Below are 18,636 nucleotides of genomic sequence, written 5' to 3'. Positions count from 1 at the left end.
CGCCGCGAAATGACAAACACCGGGCAAGACCCTACTTCTCTATTTGTGAAATAAGTTTAGTTCTGAGGTTTGCTTTCAGAGAATCGACTCCCACTTCATAGGCTTTGGCTGCTGCTTTTTCATAGCTATCGCTGATTCCTTTTATGTCTACAACGGAATAAGTAGCTACTTCTTCACCCGATATTAGGCTGGTGGCTGTAATTTTATACTCCACAAAAGCAGAGTACAGACCATACGTCTCGCTGCCTTCCCGGGCCGATGTTTCCAGTTCTATGTAAAGTTCAGCATCATTCAGTTCATCCGTAAAAACATAGCTCTCTTCGTTGAATAGCTGTGTAAGAACAGGCTGGATATAATTAGTCGATTTTTGTTCACCTAAGAAGGTTTCTGAATATTCAAGGTAAACCGGCACCCCGCTTGCTCTGATAATAAATCGGGCAGAAAGTCCGCTGAAGCTACCCAACAAGTTTTGCATAAACTCATTCTTGTTTTCTTCAGGAAGGAAGCTGATCAAATTCAGTTCTGCCATAACAATCTGTAGTTTGTCATCTCCAGTAAGTTTAGAAAGTTGAGAACGGGCTTCACCATTTTGGTTGGTATTGGAAGATCTCTCCAGTTCTCCTTCTCCTCTTGTGAAATGAAATTTGAATGGAATTCCATTTACCGGGCTCCCAGATTCATTTACCACTTTCACAGAAAAAGGCTGATCCGCGGCTTTCCCAATTCGGACATCCTCAGGACCTTCACTTGAAGAAACCTCTAGTTTATCTATGCTGTTTTGAATCCTCGACCTAAGGGTTGAAAAAAGGTTGATTGATTCATCTTCAAAAACAGCATCCGGAAGCTGATCCAGATATGGACTGATATCAGCTACTGCTCTCACATAAGATGATAAGGCGGTACTGTAATTTTTCTCGTCGAAAGCTGCATTTCCGTCCCTTAGTGCGGTAACTGCCTGGGAACTGGCAAGCATCATTTTCTCCCGCAGCCTTTGTAAATACTTCTGTTTTGAAAGACGAATCATAATCCAGAATTCTTTCTCGTTCTGCCAAGAATCGACCACCTCGAAATCCTCTATCGTCTTTTGTGCCTGCAGCTGAATCAGTTGAGAAAATGAATTTCCATATTCCCCATTCACTTCCATTTCGGATGTATTGGTGGTACTGGCAACATTCACTTCAATTTGAGATATTAGCTCTCCGAGTGCGATTTCACGTGCTTTTGATTGAAATTCGGTATCACCATCAGCTTTTTCAATCCCGCCAACACCATAATAAAATAGGGGGTCGGACGGATAATTAAGAAGCCAATCCGGTTTTTGCTGTGCGTTCGTCGTTTGGAGTGATCCAAACGCTATTGTTACCCACAATACCACATACAAATACCTTTGATTTGTTTTCTTTACCCGCACCTTCCCCCTGATTTTATTCATTGTCCTTCCTGAGGTTTAATTTGAGGGTGGACTCGGTGGGCCCGGCAAACTGCCACTGCCCCCGCCATTTGAAAGCAGCAAGAACCCGGCCGCAGCCCCTCCAAGTACTGCTACCCCGGTTGCATATAGCCAGCCTCTTTTTTTCTTTTCTACATAGGTTCCGGCTAATTTCTGAGCGAGAATTTCATATTCTTTCAGCAAACCGGACTGTTCTCCTTCATATTCTAACGATTCTGAATTTTCGATGGAAGCAGTTTGCACATCAATCAGTCGCACGAAGGTCGAGTAGGTATTTCCAATTTTCCCGATATCGGCTACTACTACTTTGGAAGCTGAAAGTAAACGCCCTAACTGTACTGCCTTGTCTTGGTCAGCTAAATCAGATGCACTGAAGCGCTGCTCAGAAAGCACCTGTTCCATCGCAGATCGCTCAACCATTATATAATTTCCGGTCTTAGCCATTTCATTTCTGAATTTGTTGGTCAGCGTGACCGCTACATTATCTGACATCCCCGAAGTAACCCGGAAATCAAATACAGCTACCCTTTCCTGAGCTATCAAAAGTGAACTGCTAATCACGGCAAAGAATAAAGTTACTAAAAGTGTTTTGTTGAATGTGGTCTTGAATGGATTCATAACTCTAAGGTGTTCTGAATTAAAAATTTTGCTAGTAGGTGACTATTTGATCAGCGTCATTTTCTGAATTTTGGTAAACGTTGATTTACCACTGCCTGCCTGTGCTGTCATCCTATAAAAATACACGCCACTTGCTACACTGGAGGCATCCCAAATGAAATTGTGATATCCCGCATCCATACGCTTGTTGATGACGGTAGCCACTTTGCGACCGATGGAATTATAGATTTCGAGCGTAACATCTGAGGCTTCCGGTAACCCAAACACAATAGTTGTTGAAGGGTTGAATGGGTTTGGATAGTTATGCTTCAGCACAAACGATTCCGGTGTTTCACTTATCCCAAGATTGTTGACGCTCAGGAATGCTTCTGTACCAACAACCAGCCGGAATGACCTGCTTAGTGAATCTCCCATAGCCGAACGTATAGATCGCTTCATATCCTCTTCATTCTCAAGATTCCAGAGCGTTTTCTGATCTTTATCAATAAGCTGCATATTGAATCCGGAAGGAATCTCGCCAATTACTGATAAATCCAGCGTGATATTTGAAGCGCTCGTATTTGTATTTACTTCAAAATCCCAGTAGTGGCCACTGCTTGTTGGCTGACGCATATCCACTGCTCTTTTTTGCTGATCTTCTCCTATAAAAGCAACTTGCAGATACTGTCCGGGTTGTTTTGGAGCGTCACTGCGATCCAACTCGTCACTACCATCAAGAGCCTCAGGAAGTACTCCCGCAAAGTTATAGCCATCTTTTACTATCCCCGATTCTGCGCTAATCTGTATTGACCATCCTGCTTCGGCATCAAACCCTAAAGCATGGCCGGCGTACAGCTTTTGTTTCCTCTTAGCCGCACTGGATTCCACCGCACTTAACTTCAGCTCAACAGGATTATTCGTTGTATTGTTAACGAAGTATCCTTCCCATGGAGCTAAGGTTGTGCTGTTTGTGAATCCGTTTCCATCATAAGCCCACAAATTTTCTACGCCGTCCGGAATTTCTGCATTATCCCAGCTGGTATTGTAGGTGAATGGTGAGCCGATCATATTCCAGCCCGGCTGCAAGAATACACTGAAAGGTTCATCAGTGCGAGCACTTGTCCCTCCTCCGGTTTGAATAGAAGCTGCCGTTGTAGTTATAAACCAATAACCACGTCCCGGAGCAAAAGACTCAAAACTACTTGCCGAGTGCTCTATATAACTGCCCGACTGCCACCTGAAAAGTCGCCAGCTGGTATCATCAGCCGGACCAAAGTTCTTGAGTACGGTATCAATGCTTCCGGCTGTAAGCGTCAACGGAACAGATATCAGGCGATAGAAATTCTGTCCCGATCCTGCAGGTTGGGGCGAATTTTTAACCAATCCATCAGGAATCTCAACCATGACACTGTATGGGTTTAAATGTGGGTTTGTGGTTGGCGAAGTCACAGATTCTATCCCGTCACTCACTTCAAACCAATAAGAAATCCCTTTTTCTGAAGATAAGTTTGAAGGAATGGAAGTTGAATAAATCCCAGAGCTATTTACCTGCATGGCTACTCTTGTATAACTACTTACTTCGCCACCACCTCCGGCTTTATAGTAGATATGAGCAGAACCATTACTTCCCAAGCCTGTTGGACTAATAGTTATCGGCACCGCTTGTCCGGTTACAACCGGGTCGGTATTTGAGCGGACTTCAACTGAATCAACCCCAGTGGAAAGTGTAACCCCTTCTCCAGTCAAGTCTAAAGAAACCGGATTTATATTGCTGCTGATAACCAATTCTGCTTCAAATACCTGAACTTCGTTCGGGCTGAAGTCAACCGTAAAATCCTGACTTTCCCGAGGAGCCAAGCTAATTGAAACCGATGATGGTGATGTTAAACTAAATGCATTGTTATTGATGGAAACGTTTGAAATATCAAGAGTGGCATTTCCTCCATTGGTCAGGCTGAATGACAGTGAAGATGAATTGCCAGTTCGAAGCTCTCCAAAGGCAAGTGTTCGCGTGCTTAACTGGATGTTTGGAGTGGGTTGATCCACACCGACACCGGTCATTGCTACTACTTCAGGCTCATCTGAATCTGTACGATCACTGCTAATGGATAACTCCCCGGTAAAGGTTTGGTCGGCGCCGGCCGAAGGAGCAAAAGACACTTCAACATCAGCTGACGATTCAGCCGGAATAAATAACGGAGCATTAGGGGTTGGGCCGCCAACAACAAAGAAGTCACTCACGTCAGAAGCAATCACGGTTACCTTTAAAGTGGCATTCCCCTCGTTCAATAAAGTGATAACTTGTTTTGCAGTATCAGCAAAAGTTACTTGTCCAAAATCTAAAGACTCAGGGTTTACTGAGAGTATTTTTGTAGGAGGTCCCGTTGTTCCTTCCCCTGTAAAGACTACCTCAACTGTACTATTGGCGGCATCGTTACTCGCGATGGTGACACTTCCGGAAAAACCAGAGGCCGTGCTAGGAGAAAAGGATATCGGTATGTTCAGCGGACTGCCCCTTTCTATATCTTGTGGAGCAGAGATACCGGCAGAAAAAGCACTTCCCGAAACGCTGATTGAAGATAGAGTCAACGTATTGGTTCCAAGGTTTCGAACTTGAAGGGTTCGCATAGAGTCTCTGCCTATTTCAACCGCTCCAAATGAAAGACTATCCGAATTTAAAGCAATAGTAGGTTGAGGATTCAGTTGTGCGGTTCCTGCTAAACTTACCGTCTGCGTCGTCACATTTCCTCCAAGAGAAAGAGTCGCCGTTTTATTCCCTTCAGATTCCGGGACTAGTGCCACATTAATAACCAAGCTATCGGTTAAAGAGGATTGCGGGCGTAACCTTCTATTTGGGGTCGTAACTTTAAATTCCCCTGAGTTTACAGAAATATTAGAAAGATCGAGCGTGTCATATCCGGTGTTATAAACTGCGACATAGCTGGATACACTATCTCCGACTAACACCGTGCCATAGTCTAAGCTGGTTGTTGAAAGCACCATGACGGGCTCTTTGGCAAGGGCCGATCCTAACAGGCGGATGGTTTTATTCTGATCGTTATTGGCAATGGTCAGTACCGCATTTTTATCTCCGGCTGAGGTAGGTTTGTAAGTCACGGTAAAAGTGAGTTCATCACTTGAGTTGGCGGCAATCGACCCCGTGGTTTGGTTCACGCTAAAGTCCGCTGTCGAAGAAGTGATGTTGGTGATATTCAAAGCCGCATCACCGTCGTTACCAACCGTAAATGTTTGGGTTAAACTGTCACCCACAACTACTGGTTCACTGAATAGAAGAGTATCCGTTGAAAGTGTAATAGCGGGGCGAGTCTGAACTGTAATCTGTTGTGAAGATGTCTGACTCCACTCTCCTTTCGAATTTTTGAATCGCAAATACATGGTATGAAGTCCAACATCTAATCCGGTGTCAGACATGTCGATGTCTAAATCAATTTCTTCAGAATCAGAATCGAAATTCCCATCTTTTGCTACCGTGATTGGAGTCCCTGCACCTTCGCCCGGATCACTATCAAAAAAGTATTCAGCCTGATCTATATAAACGATATTTTCGACTTGAAACGGAACTCCCCGAGCCGGTCCCCATCTGCCGTTGGAAGCTCTTACACGGAAATAAGCATAATGGCGACCTACCCCTAATCCAGATACATTAAAACTTGCTTCCAGCTCTTCAATCTGCTCATCAAAAGCCCCATCTTTTGGAGCACCAATGGGTGTTCCTAACCCTTCGCCCGGATCGGTATTGATAAAATACTCTGCGGATTGAATAACCAGGTCTTCTTCTTCGGAAGATTGTACGGTAAACTGAAAGCCCTTAGGTGCTCCCCAATTCCCGGTATTATCCTGAAAACGAGTGAATATTTTATGCGGTCCATCCGAAAGCCCGGTTAGCGAAATTTCATTATTTACCGTTTCAAGGGCTTCATCGAAGGTTCCGTCCTCCGCAGTAAGCGGCTGACCGTTTCCTTCTCCGGGATCTGTATCTATATAGTATTCTCCCTTAGAAAGAGCATAGGTAAAATCCGCATCTTGTCGAATTTGAAAAACCTGACCTTTTGCCGGTCCCCAATTCCCGTCGGTATCTTTAAATCGGACATATATTTTATGTTGCCCTTCAGTATATGCCCCGCCTGACAAGTTTATCGTCACGCTTTCTGTGGAAGCATCGAATGTGCCATCGGTTGTACTTGGGATGGCTGTTCCCATTCCCACTCCCGGGTCCGTATCCACATAATATTCAGCAGCAACCAGCTGTTGTTCAGCTGTGGCTGTAATATTGGCAAGAAACAGGAGGCATAAAAAGATTATACCCCGAAAAACCCATTTCTTACTTTTTCTTTCTTTGTTATAAAAATCGCTCACTATTCTACCCCGTATTCGGTTTTAATTAGTAACTATTAGTTGAATCCTGAAATAGAATTCCTACTAATTATCCCCGGCGCCAATACGGCCAGTAGCTTGAATAGTAATAGTACCCGTAGGTGAAACCGTAGTTGGTGATACCTGAAATTGAATTACTACAGGAACTGAAGGAGCCCCACGGCCATCATCAAAGGGATTCGAACCTGCAAAGATCCCAATGTCACTTCTGGAACCGTCGGTATCTAAATAAGGGGTTCCAGTTCGACCTGCATCAATCCAATTAGAACCAGTATCTAAAGAAAGATCATATTGATTCTCATCCAACTCCTCTAGGGTCAATTCCTGATTGTCTGAATCGAACTCCACAAAAACAGGATTCTCATCAACAGCATTTAATCCTGTTGAACCAGAATTATAGAAACCATTATTTGTTATAAAAGCTGATCCTGTATTCCTGATAGTATACGTTGAATTCACAAACCCATTAGAGTACACTTCAGGTGAACCGGAAATTACGTTTATGTCTGGTCTTGTAAAGCTTGTGGTGGAAGCAGTATTTAGAAAAAGGTTATAAGCTATCACCACACCTGTTGCGTTAGCCACATATATTAAGCCTGTGCTACTGTTAGGAATAGCATTCTCTGTAAACAGGTTATTTGTGATTTGAGTATTAGAGTTTGAAGTCCTCACTGAATAATAGGAAGTACCTGCAAAAATATTACTTCTAACCGTGTCAGCCGTTCCCTGAAAGTACAAGACGGAAACCCCTTCAATAAAAAGATTTTCTTCAATGGTTACATTCGCTGTGCCACTTTCGGTATCCAAGAAACCAGCTGCCCCTTGTACTCTAAATCCCTTTATAACTGTACCATCAGCAGTACCAGTGAGGTCAAAGAAACCTGAACCTGTAATATCAATCAACTCTGAGCCCCCATCCTCAACAGGCATATAACCGGAGCCAATGATAACTAGTTTCTTGTCTACCTCTATCGCTCCTAAGTCTGCCGTAAAAGCATATTGATCGGGTTGAACACGGATGGTATCCCCGGAAGACGCAGCATCAACAGCTGCATGAATAGAAGTGAAATCGCCGGTTCCCGAAAGATCAACGATGTGTGTTTGCTGTGCGAAAAGTGTCGAAATGCTGCTCATTACAAGAACAGCAGCAAAAGCTATTTTTTGTATCATTTTGCCAAACGTTAAGTATTGTGGGTAATTCAATGCTTAACATATTTCAACGAACTTGAAAATGGCATACCCCATTCGGGGTATTTTCTAAAAAGCGTGAATGGCCTTTACGTTGCCCTGCTATTTAGAATTTATTCTTCTTTTTGCTTTAGCTTGTCCGGTATCACGATCCCTAACCGCTTAGCGCGCTCTCTCCATTTTTGGCGGGCCAGCTTTTGCATGTCTTCGATAGCGTCAATTTCATCTACAATCTCCATTCCCAGCAGCGTTTCCACCACATCTTCCATCGTCACCACTCCGGAAAGTCCACCATATTCATCTACAACTACTGCGATGTGTTCTTGCTTCTCCAGTAGCCTCTCAAAAAGGGTTCGGAGCGAAATAGTTTCGGGAATAATCAGTACTTCACGTTTAATTTCTCCTAATTTTTTAGCCTCATTTCCTTCAGAGAGATTATAGTACAGGTCATTCTTAAGCACATAACCGGTAATGTCTTCTTCATTTTCCCCAAACACCGGCATCCGTGAAACCCTGAGTTCTTCTTTCTGATTAAGAACTTCTTTGATCGTCAGGTCTTCCTGAAATTTCACAACTACAATTCGCGGCGTCATGATGTCTTTCACCCTAAGAGAACTAAAACGAATCAGGTTTTTAAAAATATTGGATTCTCCTTCTTGAAAGACACCTTCTTCAAATCCCAACTCTGCCATTGCGCTGAATTCTTCCCGGCTCACCGTTGGCTGCTTATCTTCACTCGACAGCCACTTGGTGATTCCTTTGGAAAGCATTACCAGTGGCCACGTTACATAAATAAGAATTTTGGTGGTCTTGGCAGCAAATCCGGATAACTGTTTCCAGTAGGTAGCCCCGAGAGTTTTGGGGATGATTTCCGAAATCACCAAAATAAGCAACGTGAGTACAGCTGACGTCACACTTACATAAGCGTTTCCAAATACTACCTGAGCCTGTGCTCCAACTCCGGCCGCACCTACCGTGTGGGCAATGGTATTTAAACTCAGAATAGCCGAAAGAGGTCGGTCAATGTCTTGCTTCAGTTCTCTTAGCAGTTTCCCTGCAGAAGATCCTTCGCGCTCCAGAACAGCTACAAAAGATGGCGTTATGGAAAGCAGAACCGCCTCGAGAATAGAACATAGAAAGGAAACTCCTATCGCCAGTATCAAATAAAAAATCAGTAAACTCATATCTTAATAACCGGCCTTCTAATATTCCTGCTTACAATTTTCTTGTAGCATCGTTAACACGTGTTGGAAGTCTTTAGGTAAATCGGAATCAAACTGCACCATCTCTCCGGTGGTTGGATGTTCAAATCCCAATGTTTTGGCATGAAGGGCTTGTCGGTCTAATCCGGTAAGCAGATTATGGAACATCGACTTACGGGAACCGGTATTTGGGCCATATCTCACCGATGTCCCTCCATAGGTTGGATCTCCAAATACATGATGACCAATGTGTGCGAAATGAACTCTAATTTGATGCGTCCGCCCCGTTTCCAATTTCACTTCAACTAAACTTAGATAATCAAAATACTCAAGGACTTTGTAGTGAGTCACAGCCGATTTCCCCTGACCTTCAGGTTTTACCGTCATCAGCTTTCGGTCTCTTTTAGATCGACCGATATCGCCTTCAATCGTGCCCTCTTCATCCGGTGTTCCCCAAACGATAGCCCAGTAAGTTCTTTCGACATCCTTTTCTTGAAAAAGTCCGCTTAGCTTGGCGAGTGTTTCATCGTTTTTGGCAACTACTAATAATCCACTGGTGTCTTTATCTAAGCGATGTACAATACCGGGGCGCAGGTTTTCGTCTTCTTCATCGCCAGCTAACTCATCAACATGATACATAAGTCCATTCACCATGGTGCCTGACCAGTTTCCGTATGCAGGATGCACAACCATCCCGGCTTCTTTATTCACCATGATGATATCATCGTCTTCATACACGATGTTCAGGTCCATTTTCTCAGCTTTCGCTTCTGGCGGGGGAGGCTTGGGGAGCTCGATGAAAATTTCATCACCGGGCTGCATGATATATGAGTTTTTTTCCTGATTTCCATTGACGCTTACATAGCCATCACTAATCGCTTCCTGCACTTTTGTTCGGGATGCATTCTCCACGAATGAGGTTATATATTTATCTAATCGAATATCAGTATGCTGTCCGTCTGGAACGGTATGTTCGTAAATCGTACTCTGCCGATCTTTGCCTGCTTTCTTTTCCATAGCCTAAAGGTACGGAGATTCAGCCTTCTTTTTTACTCTAATGAATTTTTGTAAGGAATTGGCTTGAACTCGCTCTTACTTAATGTTAAATGCTAAGTGTTAAATTTTAAATTAAAAACTATGGCATCCGAAAATGTAGTTTCTGATAAGAGTTTTGAGTTTGCTCTTTCTATTGTTCAACTTTATAAAAAACTAGTTGACCAACGTGAGTATGTTATTTCTAAACAGCTCCTCAGATCCGCAACCAGCATTGGTGCAAATGTAGAGGAAGCATCTGCAGCGCCAACAAAGAAAGATTTTGCTTACAAGATGTCAATTTCATCTAAGGAAGCACGAGAGACCAGATATTGGCTCAAACTATTGGACAGAAGCCAGATCGTAGAGTTAGATTACTCAAATTATATAAAAGACATTACAGAGTTAATCCGAATACTGACTGCTATTGTTAAAACTGCACAAAAACACTCGTGATGCCATTTAACACTTAGCATTTAACATTTAAAATTCTAACCTTTACAGATCAAATTCTTAATCTCCAATTTCCATGATAAAAAGCTTGCACATAAAAGACTTCGCCCTAATCGATGAGCTTGAGGTCGATTTTGAAGAGGGGTTGAATATTCTCACCGGGCAGACGGGTGCCGGAAAGTCGATCATAATCGGTGCGTTGAATATGATTTTGGGTGAACGGGCTGATACCGATGTCATCCGCCAGGGCAGAGACAAAGCTATTTCGGAAGCCACTATCCGCGTGGGTGAAAATTCAGAGCTGAAAGCACTGCTGGAAAAAAATGAAGTAGAATTCAGTGAGTATTTAATTCTCAGAAGGGAAATCAGGAACACCGGTAGCCGGGCCTTTATAAACGATACTCCTGTGAACATCAGCGTACTGAAGGCGGCCGGTGATTTATTGGTGGATCTTCATGGACAACATGATCATCAGCTATTGCTGAAGGAAGAAAATCATCTGGGAGTTATTGACGGTTTTGGAGAGGTAGATCCCGTGATGAAAGAATACAAAACGGAGTACAAGAAAATGACGGAGCTTCAGAAAGAGCTTCGAATACTTCGAAAAAGAGAAAACGAACTTCAGGAAAAAACAGAGCTCTACCGTTTTCAGGTTCAGGAATTAGAAGAAGCACGTTTAGGTGAAATTGATCTCGAGCAGCTGGAGTCAGAAATGAATCTACTGGATAATGCCGAAGTATTGGATCAAAAAGCGGGAGCTATTTCAGAGATGGAAGCTTCCGATGACGGTAATATCATTCAGCTGCTAAACTTCCTGAAACTTAATCTGGAAGATCTAGCCCGTATTGAGCCGGAGTTTAAAAACTATCTGGAAGAAATTAATGCAGCACGGGTCAGTGTCAATGAAGCCATTGCTTTTGCAGAGCGATATCGGAACAGCATCGAGTTCAACCCAAAAAGGCTGGAAGAACTGCGGCAGCGGCAGTCTGAGCTAAACCGACTTCAGAAAAAATATCAGCGGGACCTGCCTGAACTCATCAGTTATCTTCATGAAATTCAGCGTGAACTTTCCATAGCAGATAATTTTGATCTGGAAATTGAAAAGCTCGAGAATCAAATCCAGATGCAAGCCAAGAGGCTTAAAGAAAAAGCAACTCTGCTTCATGAAACACGCATCAGTATTGGGGAAAAGTTAGGCATCAAAATTCAGCAGGAATTGGAGAAAGTCGGTATCCCCCACGCAAACCTTGATGTGCGTGTAGACTGGCTGCTTTCCAACAATGGATTGATTGAAGTAAACGGAAAACAAATTGAATGCCATGAAAATGGCTGCGATGATGTGCGAATGTTCATCTCCACGAATAAAGGCGAAGAACCAAAACCGTTGGCTAAAATTGCTTCCGGTGGTGAAATCAGTCGGGTGATGTTAGCACTCAAATCGATCCTGGCCAAAGAGCAAAGTCTGCCAGTTATGATTTTTGATGAAATTGACACCGGAATTAGCGGGGAGATCTCTGAAAAGGTAGGAGCTTCCATGCGTAAGCTTTCCGAACATTGCCAGATTGTAGCAATCACTCATCAGCCACAGATAGCCAGCCAGGCCCATAAACACTACAAAGTAGCCAAAGGCGAAGAAGGGGGAAGAACGGTTACTCGTATCATCCCACTTTCTGATGAAGAGCATATCCACGAAATCGCCAGCTTAATGAGCGGAGCTGAAATATCAGAGTCAACACTTACCAGCGCCCGGGAATTGATTGAAAGAAATACTTTCAAGAATTAGGTGATAGTTTCAAGGTGATAGGTTTTAGTTCAGTTTACCCTAAAACCTAACACCTTGCCCCTAACTTCTATTTGACCAAAGTCATTTTATCGGAACCGAGCAGATATCTTTGTCCACTGGTAATTGCAATCACCTGATAGAAATAGATACCGGAAGGCTGATTTCTGAAATCCAGCTTAATTGAAGATTTTCCGGCAGAAGCATTCCCTGCAATTTCTTCAACCAATGCACCTTGTGCTCCATAGACTTTCACCTGGTACGAAATGGCTTCCGGTACCTCAAAGGATATATTTGTAGTGGGATTAAAAGGGTTGGGATAATTACTGTTTAACTTAAACCCTTCTGGAAGATCCGTTACAAATTCGCCGGATGTCGCTACTTCGTTCGCTCCTTCCGATATCCATTGACGGATTAATGAGATTTGATCCGCTGAAAGAGCTCCACCCTGTGGCATTCTAACCCCAAACTCCGGATTTGGCTCTATCTTATCTACCAAAGGACTAGCATCTGGTTGGCCGGGTATCACAATCAATTTATCGTATTGAGTACCTATACTTTCCATCGTGGCATTATAACTGGTAAGTGTAACCCCACTTTGCCCACCGTGACAGCTGGTGCAGCGGGAATTAAATATAGGCTGTATATCGTCATCGTAATCTACCTGAGCAAAAACCTCAGCGCTTGTACTGCAGAATATCAAAATCAAAAATGGTATCAACTGTTTCATAAGCTCTCTTTTTAGTGGATTGTTGACTTAAAATTACAATAATTTATTTAACATCAAACAATTATTTAGTCAAGGCTAAATATTAGATTTTCGTCAAATAAATCTACTTCTTTAAGAAAGGCTACGATATATAAGTTCCGCCGGATGGTAAGATTTAATATTCACCCCGTCTTTAATCTGATGCCGGCAAGAAAACCCCGGGGCACAAACCAGCGTCTCTTCTCTCTCTTTGAGTGATGGAAATAACACCAAGTTTCCTATTTCCTGAGATACCTCATAATGATCTTTCTCATAACCAAAACTGCCGGCCATTCCACAGCATCCCGTTTCCAGTACTTCTACGTCATAGCCTGAAGCCTCAAGAGCTGCTACGGTTGGATCATTTCCCACTAAGGCTTTGGCATGGCAATGTCCGTGTAAAGTCACATTCTGTTTTATGTTTTGGGGTGAAAGGCGATCTGCATTATTCGCTACAAACTCTTCAAACAAAAACGATTGTTTCGCCAGCTTTAGAGCTAGAGGAAGTTCCTTTTCAGAACACAACTCTAAAAATTCATCCCGAACGGTTAGTATTTCAGAAGGCTCAAGTCCTACCACAGGAATGCCAGCCTCAATATATTCCTCAAACTCGTTCAGCACTCTTTGGCATATCTCTTTGGCTTCCTCTAAAAATCCTTTCGAAAGTTGTGGCCGCCCCGTTTCCATGGCTTTTGGTATGATGACCTCATAGCCCATATTTTCCAGCACGTGCACAGCCGATTTACCAATCTCCGGATCATTATAGTTGGTAAATACATCTACAAAAAGGACCACCTTTTCGTCACTTTTAAGAGCGCCGTTTCTGCGATGCTTACTATACCAGCGCCGGAAAGGTTGATCAGCAAATTCGGGCAAATCCCGCCTGGAGTCGATTCCAAAAACTCTCTCCAATAACTGCTTCCCAATTCCTGATGCTGCCACCGCATTCGCTATTTTTGGGGTGATAGATGCCAGTGGGAATACTTTGGCTGCATCAGCAAAGAAACGTTCTTTTATAGTCGATCCCTTTTTCTTGTGCCAGCCATTCGTGAACTCCGCCTTCATTTTGCCCATATCCACATTGGCGGGACATTCACTTTTACAGGCCTTACAACTGAGGCATAAATCGAGAGCTTCCTTGAGTTCTTCGGATTCATATCCTTTAGGATCTTCCCCGGCAAAAACCTGTCGAAAAACATTAGCTCGTCCGCGGGTGGAATCTTTTTCGTCCCTAGTTGCCATATAAGAAGGACACATCGTGCCACCGCTTTCAGCTAGCTTCCTGCAGACTCCGGCTCCGTTACACAATTCCATTGCTGAACCAAAGTCTCCTTCTTTTCTCCAGGAAAATACTGTATCAGGTTTGGGCTTTTTATAAGATGGAGAAAACCTGAGATCGGCATCTACTGGTTTGGGCTTGACAATTTTACCGGAATTGAAAATATACTCAGGGTCCCAAATTTCTTTCACCTGTTGAAGCACCGGCAACATTTCTTCCCCTAAAATCTTTTTTATGTAGGGCGCCCGAACCCGACCATCACCATGTTCCCCGGAAAGCGATCCGTTGTACTTTTTGACCAGATCAGCTATTTCATCCGCCATCGCCTTCATCTTTTCCAACCCTTCTTTTTTGAAGAGATCGATCTGCGGACGAAGATGTAATTCCCCCACCGAAGCATGAGCATAGAACACACATTGTGTATCGTGCTTTTTGAGGATAGCGTTGAACTCATTGACATATTCAGGCAGGTCTTTCACACGGACAGCCGTGTCTTCACAAAAAGAAGGAGAACGACCGTCCTCGCCAAGTCCCATCAACAAACCAAGTCCTGCTTTTCGAAGATCCCAGACCCGCTTCATTTTATCCGCTTCGGCAATTATAGGGTATGCATAGCCAAGTGATTTTTCTTTCAGCTTTTCGGCTAAATGATTGGCTCTTTGGTGAAGCTGATCTAAATCATTGCCTTCAAATTGGGTGATCAGGATATATCGTGGCTCACCTTCTAAAAAGAATCTGTTTTTACGCTGCTCAATATTTCCTTTGGTTGCATCCATGATGATATGATCCACCAGCTCAACCGCCGCCGGTTCAAAACTCACAATATCCACGGCTGCCCGCATGGCTTCTTCCAGCGTTTCGAACTGAGGGACTACAACCAGTTTATGCTTATCCAGCGGACTCAAATCCAGCTTAGCCGAGACTGTCATCGCCAATGTCCCCTCGCTTCCACAAAGCAGTTCACAAAGATTGAAATTTCTTCCTTCGGGGTTGAAGGGCTGCATTTCACAAAGTTTATCTAAAGCATATCCCGTATTTCGTCGAATAATTTCTTTATGCGGATAGCTCTTTTCAATCAGCTCCCGGTTGCGCTCAATCAGCTTAAGCATAGAGCGATAGATGTGCCCTTCTAAGTTATCCAGCTTCTGCTTGGCTTCCAGCTCTTCCGGGGTGAGTGGTTTGAAGTGAGCGATGGATCCATCACTCAAAACAGCTTCGATTTCAAGCGTGTGTTCCCGGGTTGTTTTGTATTTGATGGAGAAAGATCCCGAGGAATTATTTCCGACCATCCCTCCAATCATACAGCGGTTGGTGGTGGCTGTATCAGGACCAAAAAGGAGCTGATGCTTTGCGGATTCCCGATTTAAGGTATCTCGGATTACTCCCGGTTGGACATGAGCTACTTTCGCTTCTGCATCTAAATTCAGGATGTCTTTCATGTGGCGAGACACATCCATAATTATCCCTCCGCCGGTGGTTTGTCCGGCCAGACTGGTCCCTGCACTTCGGGCGGTAATGCTAAACTTTTTCTCGTTGGCTTCCCGAACTAATCGCTGGATATCTTCCCCTGATTTAGGAAAAGAAACACCTTTTGGAAGCTCCTCATATAGCGAAGCATCCTGCGCATAAAGCTGTCGGGTAAGTAGGTCTCGTTGAATCAAAAAACTCCTGTATTTGGGAACAGGAGTTTGAGGTTAATTTCAATGAATTTCAATAATAAATGTGGATTAAATGGAATTCTTGTTCCGCCGCTCGGCTGCGAAACCAGTGTTTGAGGCAGAGCCTCTGGCAAGCATTACGGAGCAGAGCTCCGTAACGAGGTTCTTGGTTCTTGGTGAGTAGATCTTAGTTCTCGGCAATCCAGCCAGAAATAATGTCTAAAAACCCATCTATAAACTCTTTATCCAGCATGGCATATTCTGAAGCCATTCCGGTGTTTGCTTTTTGGAATAGGTGGTTGGCTTCCGGCAGGACTTTCACTTCATAGCTAATTCCGGCCGTTTTTAACGCTTCTTCAATTGGCGCTCGGTTCATTTCTTCGGTGACCTGCGTGTCTTTTTCTCCAAACACGACCAACACCGGGATATCTAATTCTACAAGATCTTCAGCGGGATCATAAAAGAGCAACGACTTGGTCTGCGGAGCGCCATAGTAAGTAACCAGTTGTTGAACCTGTTGCTGAACAAAAGTATCCACATCCGGAATTCCGGTTTTGCGCTCTTCGGGAAGCTTCTCCAATATAGATTTATAGTGATTCATATATGCCTTTTTTGCTTCCTCTACGCCTGATTCATCCCGGATTGCTGCCATCAACTCCTCCCGAAGATCAATTTCTTTTTCTACATCTTCTTCATCGTGAATCCCTTCCCCAAAACCTTGTTTCACTTGAAAACGAAGGATGTCTTTGAGTGGAAGTCCTGTTGAAGCCATCAAAATAAGCTGATCTACCGACTCATTTTCTGACGCCACTTTTCCGGCAACTACTCCGCCCTGACTGTGCCCCAGCAGAACGATCTCGCCAAAATTGTAGGCATTCATTTCACTAAGATGAGCAATAATCGATTCCACATCACCGGCTAGCATCTCCAGCGTGGTATTCATAAAGTTTCCGGTAGACTCCCCCATCTGTCGATCATCATATCTAAAACTGGCGATACCGTTGTTCTTTAAATGCTCAGCCATTTCCGCAAATATCTTGAACTCAAAAATATTGGAATCCCGGTTTTGAGCACCGCTTCCTGAAATCAGAATCACCAATGGAGCTTGCCCTTCACCCTCGGGATAGACCAGAGTGCCACCTATCTCTACTCCATCGCCTTGAATAACTAAGTCTGTTCCCTGCCCCGGTGCGGGTTCATCGCTGGTTAATTGTTTTTTAATTTCAAACGGAAAGGAAGCCGGGCCCTGAGAATAGGTTCCTGTAATTAAACTATCAGAACTAAAAGTCCCTTCAAAAACACCATCACCCGAACCGGTAAAAAAGGCGAATCGAACTGAATCTCCATCCTGTTCCACTATAGTTAGGTTCAACCCCATTGCTCCTTGCTGGGGAATATTGAGAGTGCCTGAAAAAGCACCCGCTTCTTTTTGTATGTCGAATTCCACAACCAGTTGTTGTGCCTGTATGTTAATAGCTCCTTTCCACTCACCCTCAATCGTTTGCTGAGCAAAAAGTGCTGAACTCCAGGTGATTAATGTGGCCACCAAAATCAATTTTTTCATCTCTACTCTCCCTTTGATTCTAACTTTTTGAATTCGGTATATGAATAGATAAGAGGCACCAGCACCATGATTGCTATAGATATCCCAAAGATAATGGCATTCACTCCTTCTGAGAAAACAAGCTTGGAGACTACAATGATGATCCCTCCCACCATCCAGATTTTACTTCCCAGGCGATGCGTCTTCTTCCATACAATTGGGCTTTCCAGTGTCCATGGGGTTCTCAACCCAATAAAATAATTGGGCTTCACGCTGTTCATATAATTCCCAAAGCCGATGAACAAAATTCCAACAGCAATAGAGACATACGAGTTTATATCAATGTCGGAACCGGTGACGATGAGCATCATTATGCTATACAAACCTACCATGAATAATGCTAGCACCAAACGGATAGCTGCTATGGGTTTTTGTGTTTCTTCTATTCTCTTCTTCGGATCAATTCCGGGCAGGAAAAGCAAACCCAAATAAATCACTAACCCCAAAGCTGGGAGCATATACAGGATAATCCATTTGGGACCGAAGTCGTCTGCCTCCCCCTGGAGATTAAAGTGCGTAGGAACGGTATCAGGCACCCGATCCGAAAGAATAAGAGAGACTACAAATGGGGCCAAAAGAAGAATTAATATCGGCCACTCTTTTTTCATCGCTTTCAGCATATTCATAGTCGAAATTATTTGTCGTTCATGAGTTTAAACAACCACTGGGTCACATCTTCAAGGCCCGTTGTGTTCAGTGAATAATAAATGAACTGTCCTTTTCGCTCGGTGTCTACCAGTCCTGCTTGCTTCAATATTTCAAGGTGATGAGAGATACTAGGTCTCGATATATCGAACGCTTCGGCAATCTCCCCTGCTGAAAGATCTTTGTCTTGCAGCATATCCAGGATTTCCCTCCGGGTGGCATCATTAAGTGCTTTAAAGAATGTATTCATTTAGATATTTAGATAACTATCTAAATAATAATTAAAAATTCGAGTAGTTCAAAAATTTGGTCTAATCTGTTTTATAGGATTATCTCATTTCGCGGCGTATGCCTGAAATCTGGATGTTAGTCCTTTATCAAGAGCTGATTTTAATACTACCATCCAGATCCCTGCCTTCGCAGGGATGACTTAATTCGAGGTAGTTGCCTTTTTTCAGATCCCGCGTCAAGTGCGGAATTATACATGTTAGATAATTCGATGACAGTTTTTTAGTTAAGGTACTTACTCAACAAGCGTTCGACCTCTTCTGTCTTTGCTGAATCAAGTTCAGCACAGGCTTCCTTCAACAAGGAGAAGGACGCGTT

General features: G+C 43.5%; 13 protein-coding genes. 2 read left to right on the top strand and 11 right to left on the bottom strand.

Features of this window, described 5'->3' with window-relative positions; genetic code table 11:
* Window positions 1–31 precede the first annotated feature (31 nt).
* The 6 genes from CL667_04505 to CL667_04480 form a co-directional block, all read right to left on the bottom strand.
* Window positions 32–1,432, bottom strand: a complete 1,401-nt coding sequence (locus tag CL667_04505; GenBank protein MAL16954.1) for a hypothetical protein — start codon at window positions 1,430–1,432, stop codon at window positions 32–34.
* Between the two features lie 15 nt (window positions 1,433–1,447).
* The gene (locus tag CL667_04500; GenBank protein MAL16953.1) at window positions 1,448–2,068 is read right to left on the bottom strand and encodes a hypothetical protein; all 621 of its coding nucleotides are present in this window, start codon (window positions 2,066–2,068) and stop codon (window positions 1,448–1,450) included.
* A 42-nt stretch (window positions 2,069–2,110) separates the two neighbouring features.
* Entirely contained in the window at window positions 2,111–6,424 is a 4,314-nt protein-coding gene (locus CL667_04495) for a hypothetical protein (GenBank protein MAL16952.1), read from the bottom strand.
* Window positions 6,425–6,487: 63 nt separating this feature from the next.
* Window positions 6,488–7,612 (bottom strand): hypothetical protein, encoded by a 1,125-nt coding sequence (locus CL667_04490; GenBank protein ID MAL16951.1) that lies wholly within the window; start codon window positions 7,610–7,612, stop codon window positions 6,488–6,490.
* A gap of 131 nt (window positions 7,613–7,743) precedes the next feature.
* Entirely contained in the window at window positions 7,744–8,814 is a 1,071-nt protein-coding gene (locus CL667_04485) for a hemolysin (protein ID MAL16950.1), read from the bottom strand.
* 18 nt (window positions 8,815–8,832) lie between these two features.
* Window positions 8,833–9,849, bottom strand: a complete 1,017-nt coding sequence (locus CL667_04480; GenBank protein ID MAL16949.1) for an RNA pseudouridine synthase — start codon at window positions 9,847–9,849, stop codon at window positions 8,833–8,835.
* Window positions 9,850–9,969: 120 nt separating this feature from the next.
* Between CL667_04480 and CL667_04475 the strand changes: the two genes are divergently transcribed.
* Both CL667_04475 and recN read left to right on the top strand, forming a co-directional pair.
* Window positions 9,970–10,320: a four helix bundle protein gene (locus CL667_04475; protein MAL16948.1), complete on the top strand. Its 351-nt coding sequence runs from the start codon at window positions 9,970–9,972 to the stop codon at window positions 10,318–10,320.
* 73 nt (window positions 10,321–10,393) lie between these two features.
* Window positions 10,394–12,100, top strand: a complete 1,707-nt coding sequence (gene recN / locus CL667_04470; protein MAL16947.1) for a DNA repair protein RecN — start codon at window positions 10,394–10,396, stop codon at window positions 12,098–12,100.
* Window positions 12,101–12,167: 67 nt separating this feature from the next.
* Here recN and CL667_04465 read toward each other — a convergent pair whose 3' ends face one another.
* From CL667_04465 to CL667_04445, 5 genes are all read right to left on the bottom strand, one after another.
* A complete protein-coding gene (locus CL667_04465; GenBank protein MAL16946.1) occupies window positions 12,168–12,827 on the bottom strand; it encodes a hypothetical protein in 660 nt (219 codons plus the stop codon).
* 111 nt (window positions 12,828–12,938) lie between these two features.
* The gene (locus tag CL667_04460; protein MAL16945.1) at window positions 12,939–15,782 is read right to left on the bottom strand and encodes an FAD-binding oxidoreductase; all 2,844 of its coding nucleotides are present in this window, start codon (window positions 15,780–15,782) and stop codon (window positions 12,939–12,941) included.
* A 187-nt stretch (window positions 15,783–15,969) separates the two neighbouring features.
* Window positions 15,970–17,346, bottom strand: coding sequence for an alpha/beta hydrolase (locus tag CL667_04455; GenBank protein ID MAL16944.1), 1,377 nt, complete (start codon window positions 17,344–17,346; stop codon window positions 15,970–15,972).
* A gap of 2 nt (window positions 17,347–17,348) precedes the next feature.
* A complete protein-coding gene (locus CL667_04450; protein MAL16943.1) occupies window positions 17,349–18,011 on the bottom strand; it encodes a hypothetical protein in 663 nt (220 codons plus the stop codon).
* A gap of 8 nt (window positions 18,012–18,019) precedes the next feature.
* Window positions 18,020–18,280, bottom strand: coding sequence for a transcriptional regulator (locus tag CL667_04445; GenBank protein MAL16942.1), 261 nt, complete (start codon window positions 18,278–18,280; stop codon window positions 18,020–18,022).
* Window positions 18,281–18,636: the final 356 nt, after the last annotated feature.

The organism is Balneola sp. (genome assembly GCA_002694685.1).
Taxonomy (GTDB): domain Bacteria; phylum Bacteroidota; class Rhodothermia; order Balneolales; family Balneolaceae; genus Gracilimonas.
This window is presented reverse-complemented; position numbering and strand designations above follow the sequence as displayed.

Excerpts from the sequence above, each read along its gene's own strand:
- CL667_04465 (MAL16946.1), bottom strand. The coding sequence starts at position 12,827 with ATGAAACAGTTGATACCATTTTTGATTTTGATATTCTGCAGTACAAGC.
- CL667_04450 (MAL16943.1), bottom strand. The coding sequence starts at position 18,011 with ATGAATATGCTGAAAGCGATGAAAAAAGAGTGGCCGATATTAATTCTT.
- CL667_04455 (MAL16944.1), bottom strand. The coding sequence starts at position 17,346 with ATGAAAAAATTGATTTTGGTGGCCACATTAATCACCTGGAGTTCAGCA.
- CL667_04480 (MAL16949.1), bottom strand. The coding sequence starts at position 9,849 with ATGGAAAAGAAAGCAGGCAAAGATCGGCAGAGTACGATTTACGAACAT.
- CL667_04485 (MAL16950.1), bottom strand. The coding sequence starts at position 8,814 with ATGAGTTTACTGATTTTTTATTTGATACTGGCGATAGGAGTTTCCTTT.
- CL667_04500 (MAL16953.1), bottom strand. The coding sequence starts at position 2,068 with ATGAATCCATTCAAGACCACATTCAACAAAACACTTTTAGTAACTTTA.
- CL667_04490 (MAL16951.1), bottom strand. The coding sequence starts at position 7,612 with ATGATACAAAAAATAGCTTTTGCTGCTGTTCTTGTAATGAGCAGCATT.
- CL667_04505 (MAL16954.1), bottom strand. The coding sequence starts at position 1,432 with ATGAATAAAATCAGGGGGAAGGTGCGGGTAAAGAAAACAAATCAAAGG.
- CL667_04445 (MAL16942.1), bottom strand. The coding sequence starts at position 18,280 with ATGAATACATTCTTTAAAGCACTTAATGATGCCACCCGGAGGGAAATC.
- CL667_04475 (MAL16948.1), top strand. The coding sequence starts at position 9,970 with ATGGCATCCGAAAATGTAGTTTCTGATAAGAGTTTTGAGTTTGCTCTT.
- recN (MAL16947.1), top strand. The coding sequence starts at position 10,394 with ATGATAAAAAGCTTGCACATAAAAGACTTCGCCCTAATCGATGAGCTT.